This is a genomic window from Pseudomonas sp. BP8, from assembly GCF_017875955.1.
Lineage (GTDB): Bacteria > Pseudomonadota > Gammaproteobacteria > Pseudomonadales > Pseudomonadaceae > Aquipseudomonas.
Genome location: NZ_JAGINK010000001.1, coordinates 4,872,308 through 4,893,566 on the forward strand (window position 1 = coordinate 4,872,308; position 21,259 = coordinate 4,893,566).

At 53.9% G+C, this 21,259-nt stretch carries 12 protein-coding genes; 5 read left to right on the plus strand and 7 right to left on the minus strand.

The features are described 5' to 3' along the window. Positions 1-23 precede the first annotated feature (23 nt). The 5 genes from J3B00_RS21380 (at position 24) to J3B00_RS21400 (ending at position 11,863) form a co-directional block, all read left to right on the plus strand. On the plus strand, positions 24-2,312 hold the full coding sequence (locus J3B00_RS21380) for a hypothetical protein (protein WP_209871538.1): 2,289 nt from the start codon (positions 24-26) through the stop codon (positions 2,310-2,312). Then, on the plus strand, positions 2,305-4,536 hold the full coding sequence (locus tag J3B00_RS21385; protein WP_209871541.1) for a tyrosine-type recombinase/integrase: 2,232 nt from the start codon (positions 2,305-2,307) through the stop codon (positions 4,534-4,536). The genes J3B00_RS21380 and J3B00_RS21385 overlap by 8 nt, the downstream gene beginning before the upstream one ends. Beyond that, positions 4,529-5,584 (plus strand): hypothetical protein, encoded by a 1,056-nt coding sequence (locus J3B00_RS21390; protein WP_209871545.1) that lies wholly within the window; start codon positions 4,529-4,531, stop codon positions 5,582-5,584. The genes J3B00_RS21385 and J3B00_RS21390 overlap by 8 nt, the downstream gene beginning before the upstream one ends. A gap of 23 nt (positions 5,585-5,607) precedes the next feature. Next, positions 5,608-6,945: a site-specific integrase gene (locus J3B00_RS21395; protein ID WP_209871548.1), complete on the plus strand. Its 1,338-nt coding sequence runs from the start codon at positions 5,608-5,610 to the stop codon at positions 6,943-6,945. An 841-nt stretch (positions 6,946-7,786) separates the two neighbouring features. Continuing rightward, entirely contained in the window at positions 7,787-11,863 is a 4,077-nt protein-coding gene (locus tag J3B00_RS21400) for a P-loop NTPase fold protein (RefSeq protein WP_209871551.1), read from the plus strand. A 71-nt stretch (positions 11,864-11,934) separates the two neighbouring features. Here J3B00_RS21400 and J3B00_RS21405 read toward each other — a convergent pair whose 3' ends face one another. The 7 genes from J3B00_RS21405 to J3B00_RS21435 form a co-directional block, all read right to left on the minus strand. Continuing rightward, positions 11,935-13,248: an RES family NAD+ phosphorylase gene (locus J3B00_RS21405; RefSeq protein WP_209871554.1), complete on the minus strand. Its 1,314-nt coding sequence runs from the start codon at positions 13,246-13,248 to the stop codon at positions 11,935-11,937. Positions 13,249-13,328: 80 nt separating this feature from the next. After that, positions 13,329-14,438 carry a hypothetical protein gene (locus J3B00_RS21410; RefSeq protein ID WP_209871558.1) on the minus strand — a complete coding sequence of 370 codons (1,110 nt, stop codon included), beginning with the start codon at positions 14,436-14,438 and terminating at the stop codon, positions 13,329-13,331. 349 nt (positions 14,439-14,787) lie between these two features. Continuing rightward, the gene (locus J3B00_RS21415; protein ID WP_209871561.1) at positions 14,788-16,356 is read right to left on the minus strand and encodes an IS66 family transposase; all 1,569 of its coding nucleotides are present in this window, start codon (positions 16,354-16,356) and stop codon (positions 14,788-14,790) included. 80 nt (positions 16,357-16,436) lie between these two features. Then, positions 16,437-16,772: an IS66 family insertion sequence element accessory protein TnpB gene (gene tnpB / locus J3B00_RS21420; RefSeq protein ID WP_348635970.1), complete on the minus strand. Its 336-nt coding sequence runs from the start codon at positions 16,770-16,772 to the stop codon at positions 16,437-16,439. Beyond that, positions 16,769-17,101 carry a transposase gene (locus tag J3B00_RS21425; RefSeq protein WP_209871565.1) on the minus strand — a complete coding sequence of 111 codons (333 nt, stop codon included), beginning with the start codon at positions 17,099-17,101 and terminating at the stop codon, positions 16,769-16,771. The genes tnpB and J3B00_RS21425 overlap by 4 nt, the downstream gene beginning before the upstream one ends. A 477-nt stretch (positions 17,102-17,578) precedes the next feature. Further along, entirely contained in the window at positions 17,579-19,240 is a 1,662-nt protein-coding gene (locus J3B00_RS21430) for an ATP-dependent helicase (RefSeq protein ID WP_209871568.1), read from the minus strand. After that, positions 19,237-21,192 (minus strand): AAA family ATPase, encoded by a 1,956-nt coding sequence (locus J3B00_RS21435; RefSeq protein ID WP_209871572.1) that lies wholly within the window; start codon positions 21,190-21,192, stop codon positions 19,237-19,239. Before J3B00_RS21435 ends, J3B00_RS21430 begins: the two co-directional genes overlap by 4 nt. Positions 21,193-21,259 lie beyond the last annotated feature (67 nt).

The following is a 21,259-nucleotide window of genomic DNA, read 5'->3' on the forward strand; positions in this document are numbered from 1 at the left end:
TAACAAGAATAAGGAGATTACCGATGACAGCCTTTGAAAACGAACTAAGCATCCCAAGCGAAGCTAACCTGAGCGTCTCAGAGGTTGAGCAAGCAGAACTAGAGCCTATCGAACCGCCGGCAACCTTCATAGAGGACGGTGAACCTGTTCCGCGCGTCATTGCATTAGATGATTTTGCAGTTCCTTGCAGGTACATGCTCAGCCCACATTACGACTCAAGGAGTGATCTGTGCCAGAAGCTGCACTTCATCTTCATCCACTACGTTCCAGACAGGGCATATTCCCACGCTTACCTCTTGCGGTCTTCTATCGAGCACATGCTTGATTACGTTAAGAAACACAACGACCGAAATCCACCACCGCTGCACGTCAAAAAATACTCAGACATCACGAGCGAAGTTTTCCTGGGTTACATTAACTACCTGGAAGACAACCAAATCCCGATCAGGACAGCTGAAAAATTTAAAACAGCGGGAAAAGCCGTGGCTGCAGATACGGGAAAGATCCCACGCCTTCTACTCCCAATTGTCCCGGTAAAGAGAGGTAAAGGCACCCCTCCTCTGACTACTGATGGTTTCGAAAGCTTTGAAAAAGCATTCCGAGAACACATGTTAACGCTCAATGCCAAACTCAGCTTTCGGACGGAAGTCGAAACTGCCTCGCCATACACAGCGTCTGAGGTCTTGGACACGATAAAACCAGTTGCTACGAAGCAAAGGCTTTTCGAATGGCAATATTACCTTGAAAAAAATAAAAAATTTCAGCGGGGACGAACAGTGTATGCCGCGCGCTTCTTACGCTCTGATGACCCGGAAATCCGCGCTTTGGCCGAAGACGTTCATTGCGTCACAAAATTTAAGCATATTTATCAGCGCGACAAGGGTAACTATACCCTCTCCGGCACAGTTGACCCTTTCGACACCGGTGGTTTCGGGCGCTGGGATCTGGATTACGCACGAGCAATAAAAACGTTCGTAGTACATGGCTTCCCATTCTCGTACGACCGGGCGCTTCTGTACAAAGAATATCGAGGCAGCACAACAATCATCGCTCCGTATGAGAGTGATGATGTGATCAAGATGATCATCCATCGAGTCACTACTGCAAATCGAACGAGCGGGAAATCCACTCCAGTACTGGGCATGGATGAAATGCTCAACCTCTACTACCCAAGCATTATGGACATGAGTGCCATAGTGATGTTCATGATGTTCCAGAGCGGCTGGAACAAAGAGACGGCTTTGGCTATTGATCAGAATGACTTTGAGCACATTCTTACGGGCACTATTGAAGAAGCTATCAAGGTTGTATGGTCGGAAAAAAATCGGGCTCAGGGCATCCATAAACCATTCGAGTCGCCAAAACGCATCAGCTTGCCAACACGCAAAGGCGACCCCCTGAGCTTTTACACCCTGATTGAGATGGCCAAAGATCTCTCTGCACCGCTTGCAGACTATCCATTCGATGTGATCCCTGTTTTGAATACGGTAGAGCGGATGAATCCAATGTTTGCGTGCATCCGGCCATTGCAGCAATGGGAGAAAGGTGGCCGCCACACTTCCGCAGCTCACCGCATGTCGTTCCGTAACGGCGTGCAGCAATTCTTACAGAAGTATAAGGTCATCGACAGTGGCAAAAGGCTGACATTAGCCTCTGAACTGACACGTCGCTTCCGGCCAACGTGGCTCCTGTACAAAAAGAAATACAATCCCGTTGCTCTGCTTTCCCAGACCCTGGGCCATGCCGACCGGGAGACAACTGATCTCTTTTACGACAACTCCAGTGCAGCGCACATGGATCGACTAAAGCGCCTGCGTTCAGAACTTGAAGAAGTTATCAATCTGCTCCGAACGCGACAATTTAAAGGCTTGCTGGGTAAGCAGGCGCAGACTGACGCGAAGGCCAACCTCAAGATATTTCACATTCCCGGAAAAACCCAGCCGTTGTGGGGCTGCGCCAACCAGATGAGGCCCGATTGGGCAGGGTCTGAAATCATTGTCAGCACGGGCCGGAAGTGCTTCGCCATTCATGAATGCATCTTCTGCAGCCAACTGCGTCTGTTTGCTGACTCGCTGCCGTACCTGATGGAACGTGAGGCCCACCTGTCAGAGCTCTTGAACGAAGAAATTGTGGACGGCTTCCGCTCACGTCTTGCCCAAGAAAGGGAGGTCATCCGATACATCCTTGACGAATGGGGCGACGAGGACGATGTTGAGGCCGCTGAACGCTATCGCCGGTACCACTCCCCCCTGCTTCCACGCGACCTGAACATGCTGGAAATCATCTTTGAGAGCGAGGCCGAAAATGTCTAATAACACCGACCAATTCGACCTACAGCACACCAAAGATGTTCATCAGGCTGCTGCTGCCAACAAAGCACAAGCGGCGCCTGATCGACCTGAATCGTCCAAGGCCTCCCGTAATGTGGAGGCAAAAAAACAAGAGAAAAAGCAAAATCAGAAGTCTAACAACCACCAACGAAAACTAGACAACGACGACAATCCAATAGACGAACCAGAAGAAGATAGCGAGCTCAGCGAGGAGGAGCGTCTGTTTCAAGAGGTCGAGGAGGACTCTGCCGAATCGCAGCTGGAAGAAGTTGAAGGGCTAAGCGAGGTGCTCGACGCTGCCGTTATAGAGCCGTCCATCACGCTGGTGAAAAAGCTGGAGGTTGCAAACGGAAGCTTCCCAGTTTCCGAGCACTCCAACTATGACCACGCTATCTGGCGACTTCCTCACGGCAAGCATGCACTTCCCAACAACATCCGTTTTGACCGTGAGCTGCCTGGCTCCAATGCTCTCAAGCGGGCACTGATCTATCATGTCATTCCTGAATTTTCCCCCTTCAGCTACATGCGCTCCTACACGACTACAAAAAGTTGGAGTAACGATTACAACAAACTGGAGCAGTACCTGTTCGAGCCGAATAAAATCACAGCAAGTCCCGAGCACATTCAGCTAGTTTCTACACCTATGGTGCTGAAAGCGTTCGAGACGGCCAAGAATACCGGATCGAGGCACCACTATTTCGCGCTTTTCTCAACAGTACGACTCTGGATCAACCTATCCCAACACAAGCTGATACCAGAAGAATTGCGCCTCGATATCCAGCTAGAGGAAATTGACACCACCGAACGCCGCAAGGAAGTAATCCAAAGCCGCTTCCAGGGCACTATGGACGGCTGGGTAAGCTACTCAGAAGAGGAGCTTGAGCTTCTGATGGATCACGCGATGTTCTGGCTCGAAGGCGTGTTGCCAAAACTCAAGTCGCTCAAGGACTACCTGGTTGACACCAAAGCGGCCTACCTTTCTGACCGCGTACTGACGCGCTCTACGCGACAGACATCGTTAGAAGAGCTTATGACCATCACAGTCGATGAGAAGAACGTGATGACACCGCAGATACGCGATCACATCAAAGAGGGCATCCAGCAGTATTCGTACACTTGGTTCGACGGCTATACCCGTGTGCTGGACGGTATCTGTAGCGGCATTTTCATCTTGACTGCACTGATCACAGGCGCTCGGAAATCAGAGCTTGCAATCATGCACTTTGATGACCTCACCCAGGACGCAAAAGGCGATTATTGGATGCGTATCGTGCGCTTCAAGACCGCCAAAAATCCAAAACATGGGGAGGAAGATCACCTCCCGATTCCTAAGTTTCTGGGTGACATGATCCGGCAATACGAAGACGTCCGCAGCATCGAGCCTTTTAAAAAGCAAGGCTGGCTTTTCCAAGCACAGCGCTCAGTTCGCGTGGTCAAAAACGCTACGCCAAATCTGGTGGGCTTCGTCATCGCTCATCTGAAAAAAGCCCTCCCAATTGAGCGCCTGCACTGCCACCGCTTCCGCAAGACCATCGCCGAGATCCTGATCAACCGGGACGAACGCAACATCGACATCATCCGCGCACTGTTCGGGCATCACAGCTACGCCATGACCCTGCGCTACATCGCCCGCAACCCTTTGATGGTGCGCACGGTGGCGATTGCGATCGAGCAGAGCTATACGCGGGAGTTCCACGAAATCGTTGCCGGCATTCGCTTGGGCGCGCACTCAGGCGACGCAGCTAAACGCATCTACAGCCAGATCTTCAAGCGCCCGGACGAGTTCGCCGGCAAGCAGTTCAAGCTGTCACTGCTGAGCTACATCTCCCACATCCTGGCCAGCGGCGAGCCACTGTTTGTGCGGCGAACAGCGGTTGGGACTTATTGCCTGACGGGCGAGCATTTCACCAGTGAAACCCTGCCGCCCTGCCTGCACGGACGCAAGATTGAGGGTGACTTGATCATGCCGGATCCGAGCAACTGCCAACTGGACTGCAAGAAGATCATCGTGCTCGAAACGGCCAAGCAAGCGCTGGTCGACAATGAGACCTTCTACAACCAGGTGCTCCAGGCCGGCAATGGCAAGCTCGCGCATCACGTGGAGTACGAACTCCAGCGCCGGATTGCCTCCATCCAAGTGCACTTGGCCAACCTGAAAGCGACCGGTCATTCGTCCTCGCAGAAGATCGGAGTCACGCATGTCTGACTCCAAGGACACACCGCTCCAGTCAAGCGAAGCGACCCCAGCCGCATCAGGTGATCCAGGGGTGGCCGATCGGCGGGCCCTGCTCGTTCAGCTGATCGTTGACCACCACCTGACGGGCAATAAAACTAAGCTGAAGCTGGTTGAGCTCGCCAAACTCGCCGGCATCAGCCGGCAGGCTCTGGATCGCTACTATGGCGACCTCAAGCCCTACATAACTGGCAAACGTGATGTGGTGGAGCTGGTTGAAGGCTCCCCACTGCGCGAGCAAATGGAAACGCAAGCGGCAATTAACGAGATTGAAACGAAGTACGAGAAAAAGCTGGAGAAGCTGCAGGTCGCCCACGAAAAGGCCTTGGACAAGGCTTTGAGCTCGCATATCACCTCGCTCATGAATGGCGATATCGTGCTTCTTGAAAGCAACAAGATGCGCAGCGCCATAGAGAAGCAGACGCTCCACAACGCCGAACTGCTGAAGCAGATCAGCCGTCTGGAGCTCAAATTGATGCAGTCGCATGGCTTGGTGACGGGAGCGTCTACCCCAAGTAAATCGCTGCCAGACCAAAATAAACTGGTGTTCAACGTCGATATCGAAACCTTGAGCATGTCGTACCAGCGCGGCTCGACACTTGAAGAGTTTGAAACGTCCAAGTCCAACGAAATTCGCGTCATTCGCGACAAGCTAGCTAAATACCAAGGCGCAAGCGACGTGCGCGTTGTGATGTTTGCCGACCGTTACATATCGAGATTTAGTACCTTTGCCGATAACTACATAAGCCTGCGTAACGAGCTCAGCCTCATCATTCGGCTCCCACTTTTTGGCCGGAGCGAGTTCCAAAACTTCATAAAACAAATTCCCCCTGAGTTCAAACGAAGTATTCACATCCCCTACACTCCTTCTGAAAGTGAGAGAAAGGCTCAGCGCACCTTTAATTTTCAAAAAATACAACCCCCCCCAATGGAGATCAAGGGGGCCGATACGGCCAGTAATCCTAGCATCGAGTGGGGCGTCGACGAAGTTGTATTTTTTAAAATAAAGCAAGGCGATTGATCAGCGACAGAGGATATTCACACATGCTAAACATCACAACCAAAGACATCACTTACAACAGCTTGGAAACTTCTCAGGAGGTGACTCATACCATCTTGATTGCCGAGCAGCGTGGTCAAAAAATCCTCCTTAGCCACCCAAACATTTTTCTTTATCAAAGAACACGCAGCTCGCTGAGAACTTCAAATCGATATGCGTCGATCATCTCGATGTTCTACCGTTTTCTCTCAACCCAACCGAAGTTCAAGGGGCAGGAACTAGGCGTGTACCATATGCTTGCCGACAATCGCGACATCATGCGCTGGCAGGTTCAGCGACAGGTGGAGCGACTTCAAAAACAATCGCTGAGCCCCAACCTGGAAACAACATTTGAAGACGCCAAGATTCTTTTGAGTTATTTTTACTGGCTGAACACCAGAGGTTTCCTGACCAATGTCGATGTAGTTTTCAAGACCTGGCGCGCAAATTTTCGCAGCACAAGGATGCTCAACTATATTCAGGCCCGCAGTCGCATGAAGATCGACAGTGACAACATTAGGGTTCTGGAAAAGAAAAGTCGTCAACGACAATCCGACTTCCTTATCACCGACCAAGAAATTGAGTTACTGCTCGAAGCATACACTGATCCCGTCTATGCGGTTCTATTCAATTTGGGACTGGGCACAGCCATGCGCCCCATGGATCTTGTAAAGTTCCCGCTGTATGGGAACGGCAAAAACATTCATATCATGCCGTATTCTGAAATGGATCATACGGGGCCAAGTACGAGATATGAAGTCATCGAGAGCAAAGGGAATAAAGACCGACAGATCGTCATAAACATGGACGACCTGAAAGCCCTGGAAGACAACTATATCATCCCTTACTATTCGATTCGGAAAAAGCTCTATAAAAAGAAGTACCGACATGATTGCCCACCAGGCATCCTTTTCCTCAATAAAAAGGGCGAGCCTGTCACCGAATCGATGATTTCCTCACGCACTAATGACGCAAAAGTAAAACTACTCAAACAAGGCAAGCCATTCCGAGACCACATCACGTTCTATCAAAACAGACACTGGTGGCCGACACAGCACATCATCGCAACCTTTGGCGACCGACTGCTTACCGAGCCCATGGAAGTACTTTACGCCGCCACGTCACAGGCCATCATCCAGCAGCTTGGACATGAGGACATCGAGACGACCTACAAATACTACATCGATATGGCACGGGTGATCATGATGGTGCACAAAGGCAAAACGTTCGACCTCATTGAGTCGCCCGTTCAGACTATTCGAGGCTTTGTCAAAGACCTAGACCTGCCGAAGGACATTGCCGCAGGTGAGCCTTCTGATGAAGGAGCCGAAGAAGCAGCGTGATGCTCAGAAACGGCTCCAACCACACGGCCAGCCCATCGCCCCGACGACCGGTCGTTTTGGCATGACCGCGCGTGGACATGCATACCAGACAGCTCCTCTGCAGTCTGAGCGATAAGCTCATAGGGCTGTCGTCCCAGCACCTATGAGCTTTCTCATCAAGCGTTTCTTCGCTGCAGGCTCAACTGCTTCTGCTGGTCAACCAGGTTAGCAGGGGTGGAAGCTATCGAAGCCACTTGTAAAGGCGATAACCACCGTAGCCAGCCACAGCCACTGCAGCGGCTGGCCATGCAGCCGCTGTAGCTACAGCCATGACACCCGCCGCCATCCCGCCACCACCCGCCGCAACGGCACCACCGCCCAATGCTGCGAGCGCAGAACTGGTCGCCGCTGCGCCGCTCAGGCCGGCAGCATTGGCTGCTGCAACTGCGCCCCCGTAAACCAATGAGGCATTAGCTACGCCTGCCGCTGCCCCTGTAGCTATTGCAGAACTCGCTGCTGCTTTGTCACCAAATGCCATGTGCTCACCACTTCCTGATTGTGCAAATCACTAGATATCATTTTGATATCATCAGGTAAAGACCTGCCTACCCCAACCGTATCTGTATCGGGCCCCAGCCAGCAGGCTGTGATATAGGCGACGGATGCCAAGAAACGTGAAGGATACATTTGTACTCCTCACCCTGAATGCTGCCCACTTTGCCCCCCCTCTTCAGTCCACTTGTACCTGACATCAGGAGGCCAGCTCGATTTGAGGAGTAGTTGAGTAGCGCTAGCGACTGGTTGGCAGGGCAAGTAAGCTTCCCGAGGGTAGCCAAATGCCATATGCCACTAGGAAGACGGGATGCTAGATACACGCCGCTCCATGCCTGCAGTGCTGGATCGCCACATCGAGAAAGAAGAGGATGATGCTTTCGGGCACCGGCACTATGCGCAGGCGCTCCGAAGCCTCATTGAAAATGAAGGTCATCATCCGCCATTCAGCATCGGATTGCTCGGCGGCTGGGGAACCGGCAAGAGCTCCATCAAAGAGATGTATACGCACGCACTGGCTGATGACACCTCGACGGCGGGAGGACGCCGCCCTCGAAGTCAGCGATTCAAGAGCATCACGTTCAACGCCTGGCGGTTCGGCGGCAAGGAGCAAGATATCAAGCGTGCACTCCTGCGCCACGTGTTCCTGGAGTTAGGTGGTGATGAGAGCAAGCTTCATGATGACCTCTATCGCAATGTCACCCACACAGAAACGGTCAACAAGGGTGTAGGAGAACTCACAAAGCAACACTTGATGAGCTGGGTTGCGCCCGTACCAGCGTTCCTTATCGCAGTGGTCACCTACCTGCTATTCGTGGCTGCTGGCTTGAAATGGCTGCCGCTGGAAAATGCCGTCGTCCAGGCGCTCTTCGTTGCAGCGGTCACTGGGATCTATGCGTATCTGATCAAGGTGATGAAACCGTCGGCGGTCAGCCCATTCAACACCATCACTCGCGTCCACCTGCCAAGCGCCAGCGCAGAGCAGTACGAAGAGATGCTGCTGCAGCAGTTGCGCATATTCAAAGCGTCGAAAAGTAATGTGGTGCCTTACGAGCGACTCGTCATCTTCGTGGACGACCTCGATCGGCTGTCGGCGGAGGAAATGGTGCTAGGCCTGGACGCCGTGCGGACGTTCATGGAGATTCCGGTCAACAAGCTTCCGGACAACCTCGGCCTGGTGTTCGTGATTTCTTGCGATGAGGGCAAAGTCGCGGATGCGCTATCTCGTCGACGTGGCAACCCTGAGCAACCAGGCTCGGTGTTCAATCCCACTGATGCCCGGCGCTACCTTGATCGCATCTTCCAATTCAGGCTGGAGATTCCACCTCCGCCGCGAAGCGACATGCGTCAGTTCGCGCTTTCCAAGCTCAAGAATTTCCCCGATCTGGTGAAAGACATTTCGGATAAAGGTGCCTCTGTTGAACAGGTGGTGGATCGGATGATTCACATCAATGTCACCGATCCGCGTAATGCCCTTCAGATCGTGAACGCGTTCACCCAGACCTGGTGGCTGGCCAAGGCTCGTGAGCTTGACGCCATCGGCAGCCAGCGGCCCGGTGGGCTGCATGAAGGCGCCGTCACGAACCACCCTGTTGCCCTTGGAGCACTGAGCGCAGCGCGGGTGAGCTTTCCTGGGTTCTATCAGGATCTTCAAAGCGACCCTCAGCTTCTGCAGCGCCTGACAAATTTGATGGTGAGGAAGACACCATTCAAGGATGAACCCGTTCAAACGCGCCATGTTCTAAAGCGCTATGTGATTCAAATAGATGATGGGGACAATACCAGCGTCATTGATGAGCATCGTGATCTGCGCCAATTTTTGGCCAGCTTGGTAGGCATCCAGTGGCCGGACTCACTTCAGAGCTTGCTGTTGCTATCTGAGGATTTTGCGACCCGACAGTACGGCCCCCATGCCTCGCGGATCTATGGGTATCTGGTTTCTGGTGACACGCAAGGTTTTCTGGAAGCTTTGTCTCCACGTGCCAATGAAAGCTTGAGCGACCAAGAGACGCAGCTGCTACACGGCATGCTGAGCGAGCTGCACCGAACCGAAGATGCACTCAAGTTCAATGCGATGCGCGTCGTGGCCGAGCTCATTGATCGCTTGCCATTGCGTACCCGCGATTTAGTCCTGGGCATCCTCAACAACGACATCGTTACGTCAACCGCCTTGCGCTCACTACTAGGCGTAGAGAAGATAGGTCGCATCGCTGCCGTATCTAATACAGCGGATCAGAAGCAAATTGCGTCGGTGCTTATCGACTCACTGCTGACGACAGACAAAGCCTGCACCATGCGCCTTGAGTCTGGGCAGATGCCCAATCTGGACGAAACCATCAGCATGGTTGAGCGTGCAGCGCAAATTGCACTTACCGTGTTTGCCAACCATGGTCTTCCATCGTTCTCAAAAGACCGACTGATGGCATGGCTCAAAGCGCGTACGGTCAAAACCGCCTCAGGTTCTGTCACGCTGCCTTTTGCCCGCCTGCAAGGCTGGATGGACGCGTTCGAGACTTCGCTTTTGCCAGAGGTAGGCATGGCTTATGTGGAGCAATTGACAACGGCGCTGCACGGCCATGAAGACCCACACGATGAAGATGATCTGATTGACGGTTTGGATATGCAGCAGACGGTTGACCGGATCAACAGCGTCTGGGATCGCATGTCGACCGAAGGTGATGAGAGCCGCGATGCGCTTTGGGAGCAGGTCACCAACCTGTCGACCATGACCTCACCACTGATAATCGGCTGTGTAATCCGGGCGCTGGAGAAACACGCCGTTTATTCGGATGAAGAACAGCTACTGAAATGCCTGGCCAGGTTCAGCATCCGTGTTGCCGACCTCGACAACCAGCCGATTGCATACCGTCGCGCGTATCGCTTGATTGTAGATCTTGGCGCAGAGCGCAAGGCGTACTTCAACGATGAGTGGCGAGAAAGCTATACCGATTTTGCCATCGCGCTGAGCACAACCGCCGGGCATGACGAAGATGCGGCAGAGGTTCTTCGAGAGTTTGTAGTGGAGCATCCGCGCAGTCTTGCAAGAGTGCTCGACCACTGGATCAGTCGCTCGCTCAGCGCCATCCCAAGCGTGTGCCGCAATCTGGTGTTTGCAGTATTCGGATCACTCGACGAGCACGACCAAAGCTCGCTGGCCAATCAACTGACCGCGCTCGTGAGCAGCCAGGAGCTGGACGACCAACAAGGGGCGCTCTACACCGACGCAGCCTCGCATATCCCCTTGCAACACTGGGGCGACAAACAGCTACGCCCTCACGTGGATGCACTGATGTTGGCCGCCCCAGCCAAGCTGGCCTCGTGGGATAATTTCCTGCGACAGCTTGTACCCGGCATCTCACTGGTGTTCATGCAGGCGACCCCGACAGTGCTTGGGCCAGCGCTACAGAAATTGTTCAGCGCCGCCAAGGGGCACAAGGATGCCTTCGAGAGCCTGCACAAGCACTTCTGTGGACGCTGGCCAACGATCGAGCAGCTTCCCCACGGCTACTCACCCCAAGCGCTCTTTAACGAAGCAAGGCAACAGGCTCTTTCATCAACTGGGACTGTCGGCAAGTACACGCTAGCGTCCATGGAAAGCATGATCACCAGCGGTATCGTACCGTCGGCACAAGGTGCCCAGTTGGTCGAGACAGCCTGTGCCGTGTGGCAACAAAATTCCGCACAAGCCATCGACTCTCTGACATCCGGGCATGTCCGGCTGAGCAGTACTCAGCTAACGACACTGACTGATGGCGTCGACTTCAACGACGAAGCACAGGTTGAAATGCTTGAACGCGCCTGGACGGCGTTGATTCCTGAGTTGCCAGGGAACGAATACGTGGACGCCGGCAAAGCAGTGCTGCTCAAAGGCCCACGTGGCAACGTGAATGACCCTGATCTTGCCTTCTCCGTCTGGTGCCGAGCTCTAGGAATCGAAGCGTTCAACAATCTCGAATCAATGCTGTTGAACAGCGAGATCACTGACGAGCAGCGCAAACGGGTCTACGGCCACATCTTGCGAGCAAACAAGGATGAGAAGGAATCGAAAAAGCTGCCATCGCTGGCTCTTCAGCTATTGAAGATTCCGGAGAGCCCTCTCACCTGGACAGCTGTCAATGAACTGCGCGCTGAAATCAAGAATCAGCTGGCTAGCCATGAACAGCGCTTGGAATATGCACGCCTTCTACTCCGTGAGATTCCGCAAGCGGCTTCAGGTACAGCCAAGGGGTATATGGCTGCCTGGGCGAAATCGTTCGGAACCGAAGCGCTGCTCAAGGAGCTCGATCCTAAACGGTTATCAGAAGGCGACCTGCAAATCATCAACACTGCTTTTGGCACAAGCAAGCCTATGGCTGGTCTGATGAAACGCTGGTTTAACAGACACTGAACAAGTCGACAGTTCCAGGAAGGCGGGTACTTTTGCCCGCCTTTACCCATTACTCGCGCCCTGCCTCGACCTCATGGGTTGTAGCCAACGCGTTCCTCATCCGTGCCGAAATCGATCCACTGGATACGATGAACTCGGATTTCCTCACGATCTAAAACCAGTGCAGGTTCGTAGCGAGGCACAGGAGGTTGCTCATCCCACCAGCTCGGCTGATCCTCGCCCTTCTTCCTGGCCGCCCAGATCTGCGGAAAGTAGTGCTCACCGTCATCGACCGTTACCCAAAGAGAGGCATACTCGGCTTTGTGCGTTGACTCGGTATGGTGCACACCGGATGCCTTATTGAAGAGGATCACGTTGTGTCCAGGAGCCTCATCATCACGCTTACCCAGCTGGATTGACGGGAAATAAATGCCGTCCAAGTTGAGGGTGGGATGCATCGACAGGTAGTCTGCTATCGCCTGCGTGATCAAGTAGCCGTGATCCGCCATATCTGGCATGACCGGCTTCAGCAACTGGTTCTGCAGGCTTGCTAGAAACGCGGATCGCTTCGCCTGCTCGACGCGTTGGGGGTCGAAGTAACTGAGACGACTATCTGGACACATTTCGTTCAATGCGCCCAAATTGAGCAGCCGCAGGGGGCGAGTCACCTGGAATGCAGCGGTTACCACGTAGCTTCCAACGGGTGGTCGAACCTCGGCAATGGCCGTCCTGTCGTTTGTAGCACCATAAAATACGGAGACGCCTTTAGCATTCATTCGTCCTGCAGACCCTACCCCCGATGGAGGTGGGCCCAAAGAACGCTCGGGATGGAGCAATGCTTCCTCAACACTGGTATCAGAGGAGAACACTCTCGCCCGCTTAAAGGCATGCAGGGGCTGACCAGGCCCGATCATGAAGATGGCTGACTCTGAGCCTCGAAGGCGTAACTGATCGACCTTGCCAAAGACCTGCTCCAAGACACGCGTGACGACTGGGTTCACGAACCGTGCTTGATCCCGAAGGCTACGCTCCATCTCCCTCCAGTCATGCGTCATGTCGATGCTCGCTGAAACGCCCTCTTTGAAGTACGGGTCGTCATCATTCCAGCCGTCCCAAAGGACTTCACCAAGATCGTTTATCAGCTCATCCGAACAGCCCAGAACACGGTGGAGAACGTCCGTCCAGTGCTCCCCGATCGGCGCCTGGTTGTAGAGATAAACCGAACGCGGCTGTTCAACGAACTCAAACGAAGAAAGCGCGGCCTCCCGACACAGGTCGACGAGCCTTTCAAGCGGCACGACACCACTCTCATTCTGACAGTAACTGCACTCGTCGGCATCATCGAAATTCAAGGAGTTCTGGAGATAGCCTTCAGTCACGCATTCTGAGCACACAACTTTCGACACATAGCCTCCTTTGGCCGTAAGTTGACCTGAAGTGACGGAACACCTCAGGCCGATCGGCCACACGCGTAAGAGCGCCCCTATTACTGTTTCAACGGCATTCGCTTAACCATCTTGCTGCTCATAGTCAAACAGGCACCTGACTTGGAAGCCCATTCAGACAAATTTGAGCCCTCAAGTATTTTCGGGCACAGCAATGTAACCCCACCCAAAGTAAAAAGTATGAATCCCTCGACTACTGGATAGTTTCTCTTTGTGACGACCTCACCCCACCCAGCATCAAAATCTTCGGCAGCGTAGGTTTCCGTTAGCATATAAGAAAACACCCTCTCATCTTTAATACCCGCCATAACTGCCGCCTGATCAACCGCCGTGGGCACCGCCGACGGAACAATAACAAGCGTAGCAATGATGAGAGCCACAACGCCGATTAACGCGTTGCGCACCCGCGTTAACGCCGCACCTTTCGATACGTAGTACGCAATGGCGGGAGTAAAACCGAAGACAGTCAACAATATTGAAATCCACACAACCTTGGTCATGCTACCCGCATTATAAAGCACCGAAGGCGAACTCATAACAGCCAGCATCGGAAAGGTGGCGGTTATGGCTGCAAACCACGTGCTCATCGCTAAACCCCACATGTGCTTTAGATAGGATAGCCGATGAACAGTCTTAGCGCCCCCATTTGAAATAGCGCCCACAAGCGATACATTGAATTTCGGCATTGAAAACAACACAATCATACCGACCACCACCCACACAGCGGAGTCAACAAACACGCCGACAACACTTGAATTATGGCTCTCCAGCGTCGAGTAGACGGTGGCAACAACACCAGCGAGCGTAGGGATAAGCAGGTAAATCGCCATTATAGGCTGAACGCTCGGCGTCTTTTTGAATAAATTGATAGCCAGAGCATAAGTCAGTGTAGTTAATAGCAGCAACACCAGATAAAAAAGCAGCAAAAGACTTGACACGATTATCCAAGGCCAGAGTTCCGAAGGCGCCTCCAACGCCTTACCTATGAGCTCAGGCGTTCCTATTGCATGCAAATAGGCGAAGATAACAAAAAAAGTTACGAGAGTACCCAAACCAGTCAATGTCACACTGGCTGAGACCAGCTTTACCAAAGCGCTCCAAATATTAAACCCATCAAGCTTCGCGGGAACTACATTCATTAGATCCGACATAGCTAAACGCACCTCCATCCAAATGGAATTACCGACAGACTCAAAACAATCAATACAACTTCATTCGTAAGCTAGTAGAACGCACCACAGACATAGCGATTCGGTGTCAATTGACTGAAAAGGAAGTCACGTCGAACACGTCACAACTATGCTGCCCCAGCTTAAAGCCCCGTGCATGAATCAGTCAGTGATCCTTGACGAATGCGCCTCAAGCATCCACTCCCTTCGCCGCAGCTGCAGTAACTCCTAAAGTAGGGTGATACCGAGATCCTGCTGCGAGATGCGATATTTTTTGAACAGATCTTCAAGTAGATCCAACGTAAGCGTACGGGCAAACCGTCTTGCACGACTAAGCCGGACGCCACCTGTGCGGCAGCAGATCGGCAATCTCACTGGCCCGTTGCGTCGGCAGGCGCGTCAGCACATCTTTGAGATAGGCATACGGGTCATGCCCGTTGTTGCGCGCCGACTGGATCAGACTCATGATTGCAGCGGCGCGTTTGCCACTGCGCAACGACCCGGCGAAGAGCCAGTTCTTGCGCCCCAGCGCCCACGGCCTTATTTGGTTCTCACACCAATTATTGTCAATGGGCACAGCCCCGTCATCGAGGTAGCGCGACAGCGCCGTCCAGCGTTTCAGGCTGTAATCCAGGGCTTTGCCGATGGCCGAACCGTTGTGCACGATATCGCGCTGGGCAATCATCCAGGCATGTAACGCATCCATCACCGGCACCGCTTTTTCCTGCCGTATTCGGCGACGTGAATCCGGCTCCAGGTATTTAATTTCACTTTCGATTTCGTACAGCGGCTGGATGTAACGCAAGGCTTGCTCAGCCAGCGTGCTCTTGTGGGTCGCATGCAGCTCGAAGAATTTGCGCCGTGCGTGGGCCATACAGCCGATCTCTGTCACGCCCAGTGCGAAGCTGGCCTTGTAGCCGCCAAAATCATCGCAGACCAGCTTGCCCTTCCAGTCTTGCAGGAAGTTGCGCGCATGCTCGCCGGCACGGCTGAGGCTGAAGTCATAAACCACTGCCGAAGTTTCGCAAAATGGGCTGGTGGCGTAAGCCCAGACGTAAGAGCGGTGGGTTTTCTTGGTGCCTGGCATAAGCATCTGCACTGGCGTTTCATCGACATGAACGACCTGCTGCTCAAGCACGACTTCGCGCAGCGCATCGACTAACGGCTGCAACTGCACACCGCAAGTACCGACCCACTGCGCAAGGGTTGAACGCGGGATCGCCAGGCCGGCGCGGCCAAACATGGCTTCCTGACGGTACAGCGGTAGGTGGTCGGCAAACTTGGCGATCATGACGTGGGCCAACAGGCCTGCGGTTGGAATGCCCTTGTCGATGACCTGAGCCGGCACCGGGGCCTGGATCAGCGTTTCGCAATCATCGCAGACCCATTTGCCACGGATATGGCGCTCGACGGTGAACACGCCGGGCGTATAGTCGAGTTTCTCGCTGACGTCTTCACCGATGCGCTTGACTGCACAGCCGCAGGCGCAGTCAGTGTTGTCCGGTTCGTGGTGGATCAGCGTGCGGGGAAACTCAGGCGGCAATGCACGGCGCTTGGGTTTCTGCTTTTCTTGGGGCAGTGCTTGTGTTGGCAGCAGTGACTCAAGTTCAGCTTCGATGGCGGCAATATCGGTATCGATCAGATCGTCGAGTAAACTGGCCTGTTCCGGGCTCATCTGCTCGCTGCGCTTGGTGAACTTGAAGCGCTTGAGCTGGGCGATCTCGTGGCTGAGTTTCTCGATCAGCGTTTTGTCGAAATGGATCTTCTTGTCCATGATCCGAACTGTCTTGCCCATCGTCTCGACCTGCTCATCGAGCGTCGAGACACGTTGCAGCAGCTGCGCAGCCAAGGCGCGCAGTTGTTCGGGATTGAGTTGGTCGAGGTCAGGAAGAGAAGTCATGGCGCTGATCTTGCCAGATCAGCTTAAACACGACGACAGGCTTATCGGACAATTGCGCTGATAGATAAGCACTGTTTGGGTCAAAGGATGGAAATGGCATTGCCGGGCCCGACTCTTTGCCAAGGCAAACCCAGTATCAAGGCGTGAAGCTGTTCAGCACTCAGCTCGATCTGCGCGCTATGCCGAGTGCCTGGCCAGGTGAACTTGCCTTGATGTAATCGGCGTGCTGCCAGCCAGATACCCAGTCCGTCATGTACTAGAATTTTCATGCGAGTAGCGCGGCGGTTGGCGAACAGATAAGCACAGTGCGGCTGCGCCGCACCGAATACCGAAATCACGCGGGCCATGGCGGTGTCGGTACCGGCTCGCATGTCCATAGGCTCTGTAGCGAGCCAGATGGTGTCGATGCGAATCACCGCAACAGCTCTCGAAGAAAGGCTGCGCAGGCGGCGGCACTGTCGACGGGCCAACTCATTTTGATGGGTGTGCGCGGGTGTTGGATTTCAAGGCAAATGTCGGTGGTTGGACCTTGTGATCCGGTCGGGAGCATCTGGGTATGCAGCGGGATGAACGCGGGCTGCAACGCGGTGGATTTCTGCGTGTGCAGGCGTATCCATTTATGCACGAGGTTGGCGTTGAGGCTGTGGCCCAAGGCGATGTTGGCGATGGAGGCGCCGGGCTCGGAGCACTCTTGAATGACCTGGGTTTTAAAGGATTTGCTGTAGGTACGGCGCTGAAGGTGCATGGAGAATCCGCCTGATGGGCCAGAAAGGGTGTCCACTTAAATTAGGTGGACACCATGGCCTTCGGCGGAGGCATCGGGAAGGTGTGTTCGCCGGCCACTTACGCCAGAAGCTACGCGTCAGCGGGCGAGAAGAGGCCAGGCGCATGGGATGGGTTCCACTGTGTTGTTTTGCACAGTTTCACGGTGCCTGGGGGCAGAGCCTATTGGCCGTAATTAGGAATCGCGAGGATCGGACTTATAAGATCGCACGAAATGGAAGGCAGCCTTTGCCGTCCTTGCCCAGCATATTAGAAAGCGTTTTCAGAGCACTGGCTCCGCAGCATTTGCCCGTCCCGCTCATCTCGGGCGAAGGAATAATGGCTCACACCAAGCAGGCCGCCCGCCTCTCTGTGCAGCGCAACGGCGGCCTCTCGGCTCAGGGGGGCGGTTAAGCGCAGCCATGAACAGCTCTTGATAGCGCCTACCCTACGCCTGCGGTCAAGGGCGGTTCTTCCAGAGATTTACGTAGCCCAGGAACTCTGATTGCGGCGTTCGAATCACTTTCCAGCTAGCTATTTCCCTGAGATTTTCCCGGCGACGTGTCGTCGTAACCACGAGCCTTCGCTCCGCGCGTGATACGCCCACGAAGAATGTGCAGCGGCTCTCATGAGCGTCACCGAAATAGGCCTGATTTTCGACACCAAGCAACACGACCGTGTCGAACTCCAACCCCTTGCTCTTGTGCACAGTCAGGATCCTGATCGACTGGTCATTGGAAAGCTGCCCCAAAGCCACCAGAAGGTCTGGCTCCTTGACCATTGCTTCGTCAATGTACGTTTTCACGCTTTCGATGAGTTCACGCAGATGCTCTCGGGATTCATAGTCGTGAGACAACCCGGCCAGCAGCGTGGGCCCAACCATCGCGAAGAATTCTTCCAGGAGCTCCCACCGCTGAGCGAACGTTTTCGTTAGCAGGTCACCGGCGCCAGCCTTACGTGCCTCCTTGATATAGCGGTTCCAGTTAGCTTTCAGTTTGCCTTCGGCATCGTCTTCTGCCGGAATAATCCGGCGAGTAAGGCGTGTCCAGGCTTTGGGCTCCCTAAGGCCATAGATGCACAGCAGGTAATCCACGATGACTTGGGCAATGGGCTCCGTGGAGATGTCTTGGGCCTTGTTTTCGTTCCTGTAGCTGATACCGAATTTGTCCAACTCCATGCCCAATCGTTCGCAATAGGCCTCAGGCTGAGCACGGGTCAGGATGGCAATCTTCGCGGGAGCGATGCCTTCAACATTGATCCAACTGTTGATGCGTTCGGCCAGGTCTTTCGCCTCCTCCTCACAATCGTCATAGCCTAAGACATGAACCTCTCCACCATCCCCTTCTAGCAAATGCGCAGGCATTTCCGAGTCCGGATCAAGTACCTTGATGATTTCGTTCTGGAGCTTGAGCAGGTGCGGCTCTGACCGAAAATTGTGATAGATGTTGAGGTGCAGGGCTTCGAAATCCTCGACGAATCGGGCAAAGACCCCATCAAGGGCACCGGCCCATCCCATGATCTTCTGCTTCACATCCCCCACCGCAGTCACGCGACGGCCTGATCCTCGGAACAATGTCGCTACCAGTTCATACTGATCACCCGTGCAATCCTGAAACTCGTCCAAGAAGACATCACTGTACGTCTGGCGAATCGCATTCACTGCCGGCGGATAGGCATTCAGGATCTTGATGGCTAGCGGAATAAGCTCCTTGAACTCCGTCTGCGCAGGATGGGCTTTACCCTTGTTGACGACCTTGAAACCAGCGTTCAAAGCATCAGCATCGGTCAGCACAGGTCGGAAGCGGTCGACGATTCTCTTCGCCAACCCATGGAAGGTGTAGCTGTCGAAGCGAACAGAATAGGCTGCACCACACCGGCGTCGAACGCGTTCTTTCAGGTTATTGCTGGCGTCGACTTTAAAAGCAATTGCCAAGATGCGTTTGGGGTAACGACATACGCCAGTGGTCAACAGGAAGTCGGCCCTCTGAGCGAGTAACTCTGATTTCCCTGAACCTGGGCCTGCAGTCAAGGCCACACAGCGCACTTGCTCCTTTGCCGCAAACGCCGCATTGGGCTCAAGCACGATTCCGTCAGATGGCTTCCATACGTCGACCTTGATCATTCGTGGAGCTCCTTGGCCAGCTTCATTACGTGCTTTACCAGGCTCTTGAGCGAAGGGGGCATCGCTTCTCTCAGATCATCATCAGAAAGCTTTGAAAGGGCTTCAATGTGCGCTTTGGGTTTGCTGCCGACCTTGAACAAGCGGTGGTAGGCAGAGAAATATCTGCGTTCATCCACGCTGTATTGCGTCTCATCGAAGAAGTTGTCGCCCAGCACGGATCTCAGTTGGCCAACCTTCGGCGTGACTAGATGCTTTGCCTCAATGCCGAACGCATCCGGGAAAGCGGTGAGCATGGAAAAATCGAGATCCATTGGGTTGGAGAAAAACACGCCGTATGCCTCCAGTTCAGCTATGTACGACCTGTATTTCCGGCTTTTCTCAATTTTCAAGATCTTGAAGACTGGGCTGTTCCAGGGAGGAATCGTGTTCAACTTATCTGCGGCAACGTACGTTTGCTCTGGTCGATGCGTGTTGAGCTGGGTGGCCACATAGTGAATCCGGCCCCAGCCACCCCCATTCCGCGCTACGTCAAGATCCAGTAGCGTCACATACGGAATTTTCAGTCCGCTCAGGAGGCGCCAGAAATGATTCACATGACGACCACCCAGAGGTGCAATGCAAACAGCCGCCTCATCGACCATGAGCCCTTCGGCGGCAAGCAATCGAGGGAGAACAATTTCTTCGCTATCACCCTCCCCTAGAACCACGAGCCTGGAGAAGTAAATCTCAGGAAAGGCTTGCACAGCCTCCCTTACAAATTTGTAGGCCTCACCTTTTTTGTTCGGCGGCATCGTGATTTGGGTCACGACCGTGCACCGCGAGTCGTCAAGCCGCAGGTACCGAATCTGCTCAGGCTCAACACGCCGCAGCATCGAAGGCGCATGCGTAGCTATCATCGCCTGGGCGTCTGAGTTTTCCTCATCAAGTACCAACGCCTTCAGCGACGACACAATCCGCCCCAAGTAATGGGGCGATAGGCTGTTCTCGGGCTCTTCCAGTGCTATGAGTGTGAAAACAGCAGGCTTGAGCTTGTCTAGATCGAAGGAGTCATCATCCCCCTTTAGCACCGCCCTACCGATTGCCTGCGAGGTAAGCACCAAGGTCAAATAAAGCATCGACTTCTGCCCATCGCTTAAGCGCGAGAAGTCGACCTGCTGCTCACCGTGCCCTGGGGTAAACGACACCGAGAGGTGCCTCAGCAAAGCCTCGATCTCGTGCGTTACAAATGTCAGGCTCGGGTCTTTGAAAAATTTGCCTCTGTGCAGTTTTCCCCACGCATTCGCAATGCCGTCACCCAGGTTGATGATTGACTGGTTCGTGTTGAGGCTTTCGGTAATATCAGCGGAGAGCTGGCTGATTTTTTCGCGTTGCTCCGCCCAGTTCACCGCCCGAAGAAGTCTACCTAGGAGTGCATTTGTCCCATAGGTGATGTGCTCAGCCGGATCACGACGTGCAGGCAGGTAGTGGACTTGGATCTGGTTACGCTCATCGCGCGGTACGGGTGACATCGCTAATGGCTTGTCATCCTCATCCACCTCTGAGACGTAGCGCAGGGTCTGTTCGATCTCACTGTCCATTCCCAGCGATGCATCGAGGCGGTACCGAACACGTGGCACACCATTGATATTGTCCAGCCGCATGTGCCCGAAGTTACATGGAATCGTGGGGTGTTCCTTGGTCTCGTCGGCGATTTCAGGGAAGTAGAAATCTGCCTCGATCCACAGCGTGCGCTCCTCAGGTTGCTCTTCCTCATCATGTGCAACGAAGAAGTCGGACTTGCGCAGCCGTCTCTGGTTGGGATCGATAGAAAAAAGCCGGCAGAGCGCCTGCAGGGTGGCAGTTTTCCCAGATCCGTTTGGCCCGATCAGGAAGCTCAGATTTTGAAAGTCGATAGTCACCGGCACAGCGCCGAACGACTGGAAACCACACACCCGCATCTGCTTGAGTATCAACGCTTGAGTCCCTTCTGGCTAAGCAAGACCGGCGGCCCAGGCATTCAGGCACGCTCCGTTAATGAGT

What these genes read in the sequence shown, in the direction of transcription:
- J3B00_RS21380 (WP_209871538.1), top strand. Translation starts at nt 24, where the DNA reads ATGACAGCCTTTGAAAACGAACTAAGCATCCCAAGCGAAGCTAACCTG.
- J3B00_RS21385 (WP_209871541.1), top strand. Translation starts at nt 2,305, where the DNA reads ATGTCTAATAACACCGACCAATTCGACCTACAGCACACCAAAGATGTT.
- J3B00_RS21390 (WP_209871545.1), top strand. Translation starts at nt 4,529, where the DNA reads ATGTCTGACTCCAAGGACACACCGCTCCAGTCAAGCGAAGCGACCCCA.
- J3B00_RS21395 (WP_209871548.1), top strand. Translation starts at nt 5,608, where the DNA reads ATGCTAAACATCACAACCAAAGACATCACTTACAACAGCTTGGAAACT.
- J3B00_RS21400 (WP_209871551.1), top strand. Translation starts at nt 7,787, where the DNA reads ATGCTAGATACACGCCGCTCCATGCCTGCAGTGCTGGATCGCCACATC.
- J3B00_RS21410 (WP_209871558.1), bottom strand. Translation starts at nt 14,438, where the DNA reads ATGTCGGATCTAATGAATGTAGTTCCCGCGAAGCTTGATGGGTTTAAT.
- J3B00_RS21415 (WP_209871561.1), bottom strand. Translation starts at nt 16,356, where the DNA reads ATGACTTCTCTTCCTGACCTCGACCAACTCAATCCCGAACAACTGCGC.
- J3B00_RS21425 (WP_209871565.1), bottom strand. Translation starts at nt 17,101, where the DNA reads ATGCACCTTCAGCGCCGTACCTACAGCAAATCCTTTAAAACCCAGGTC.
- J3B00_RS21430 (WP_209871568.1), bottom strand. Translation starts at nt 19,240, where the DNA reads ATGATCAAGGTCGACGTATGGAAGCCATCTGACGGAATCGTGCTTGAG.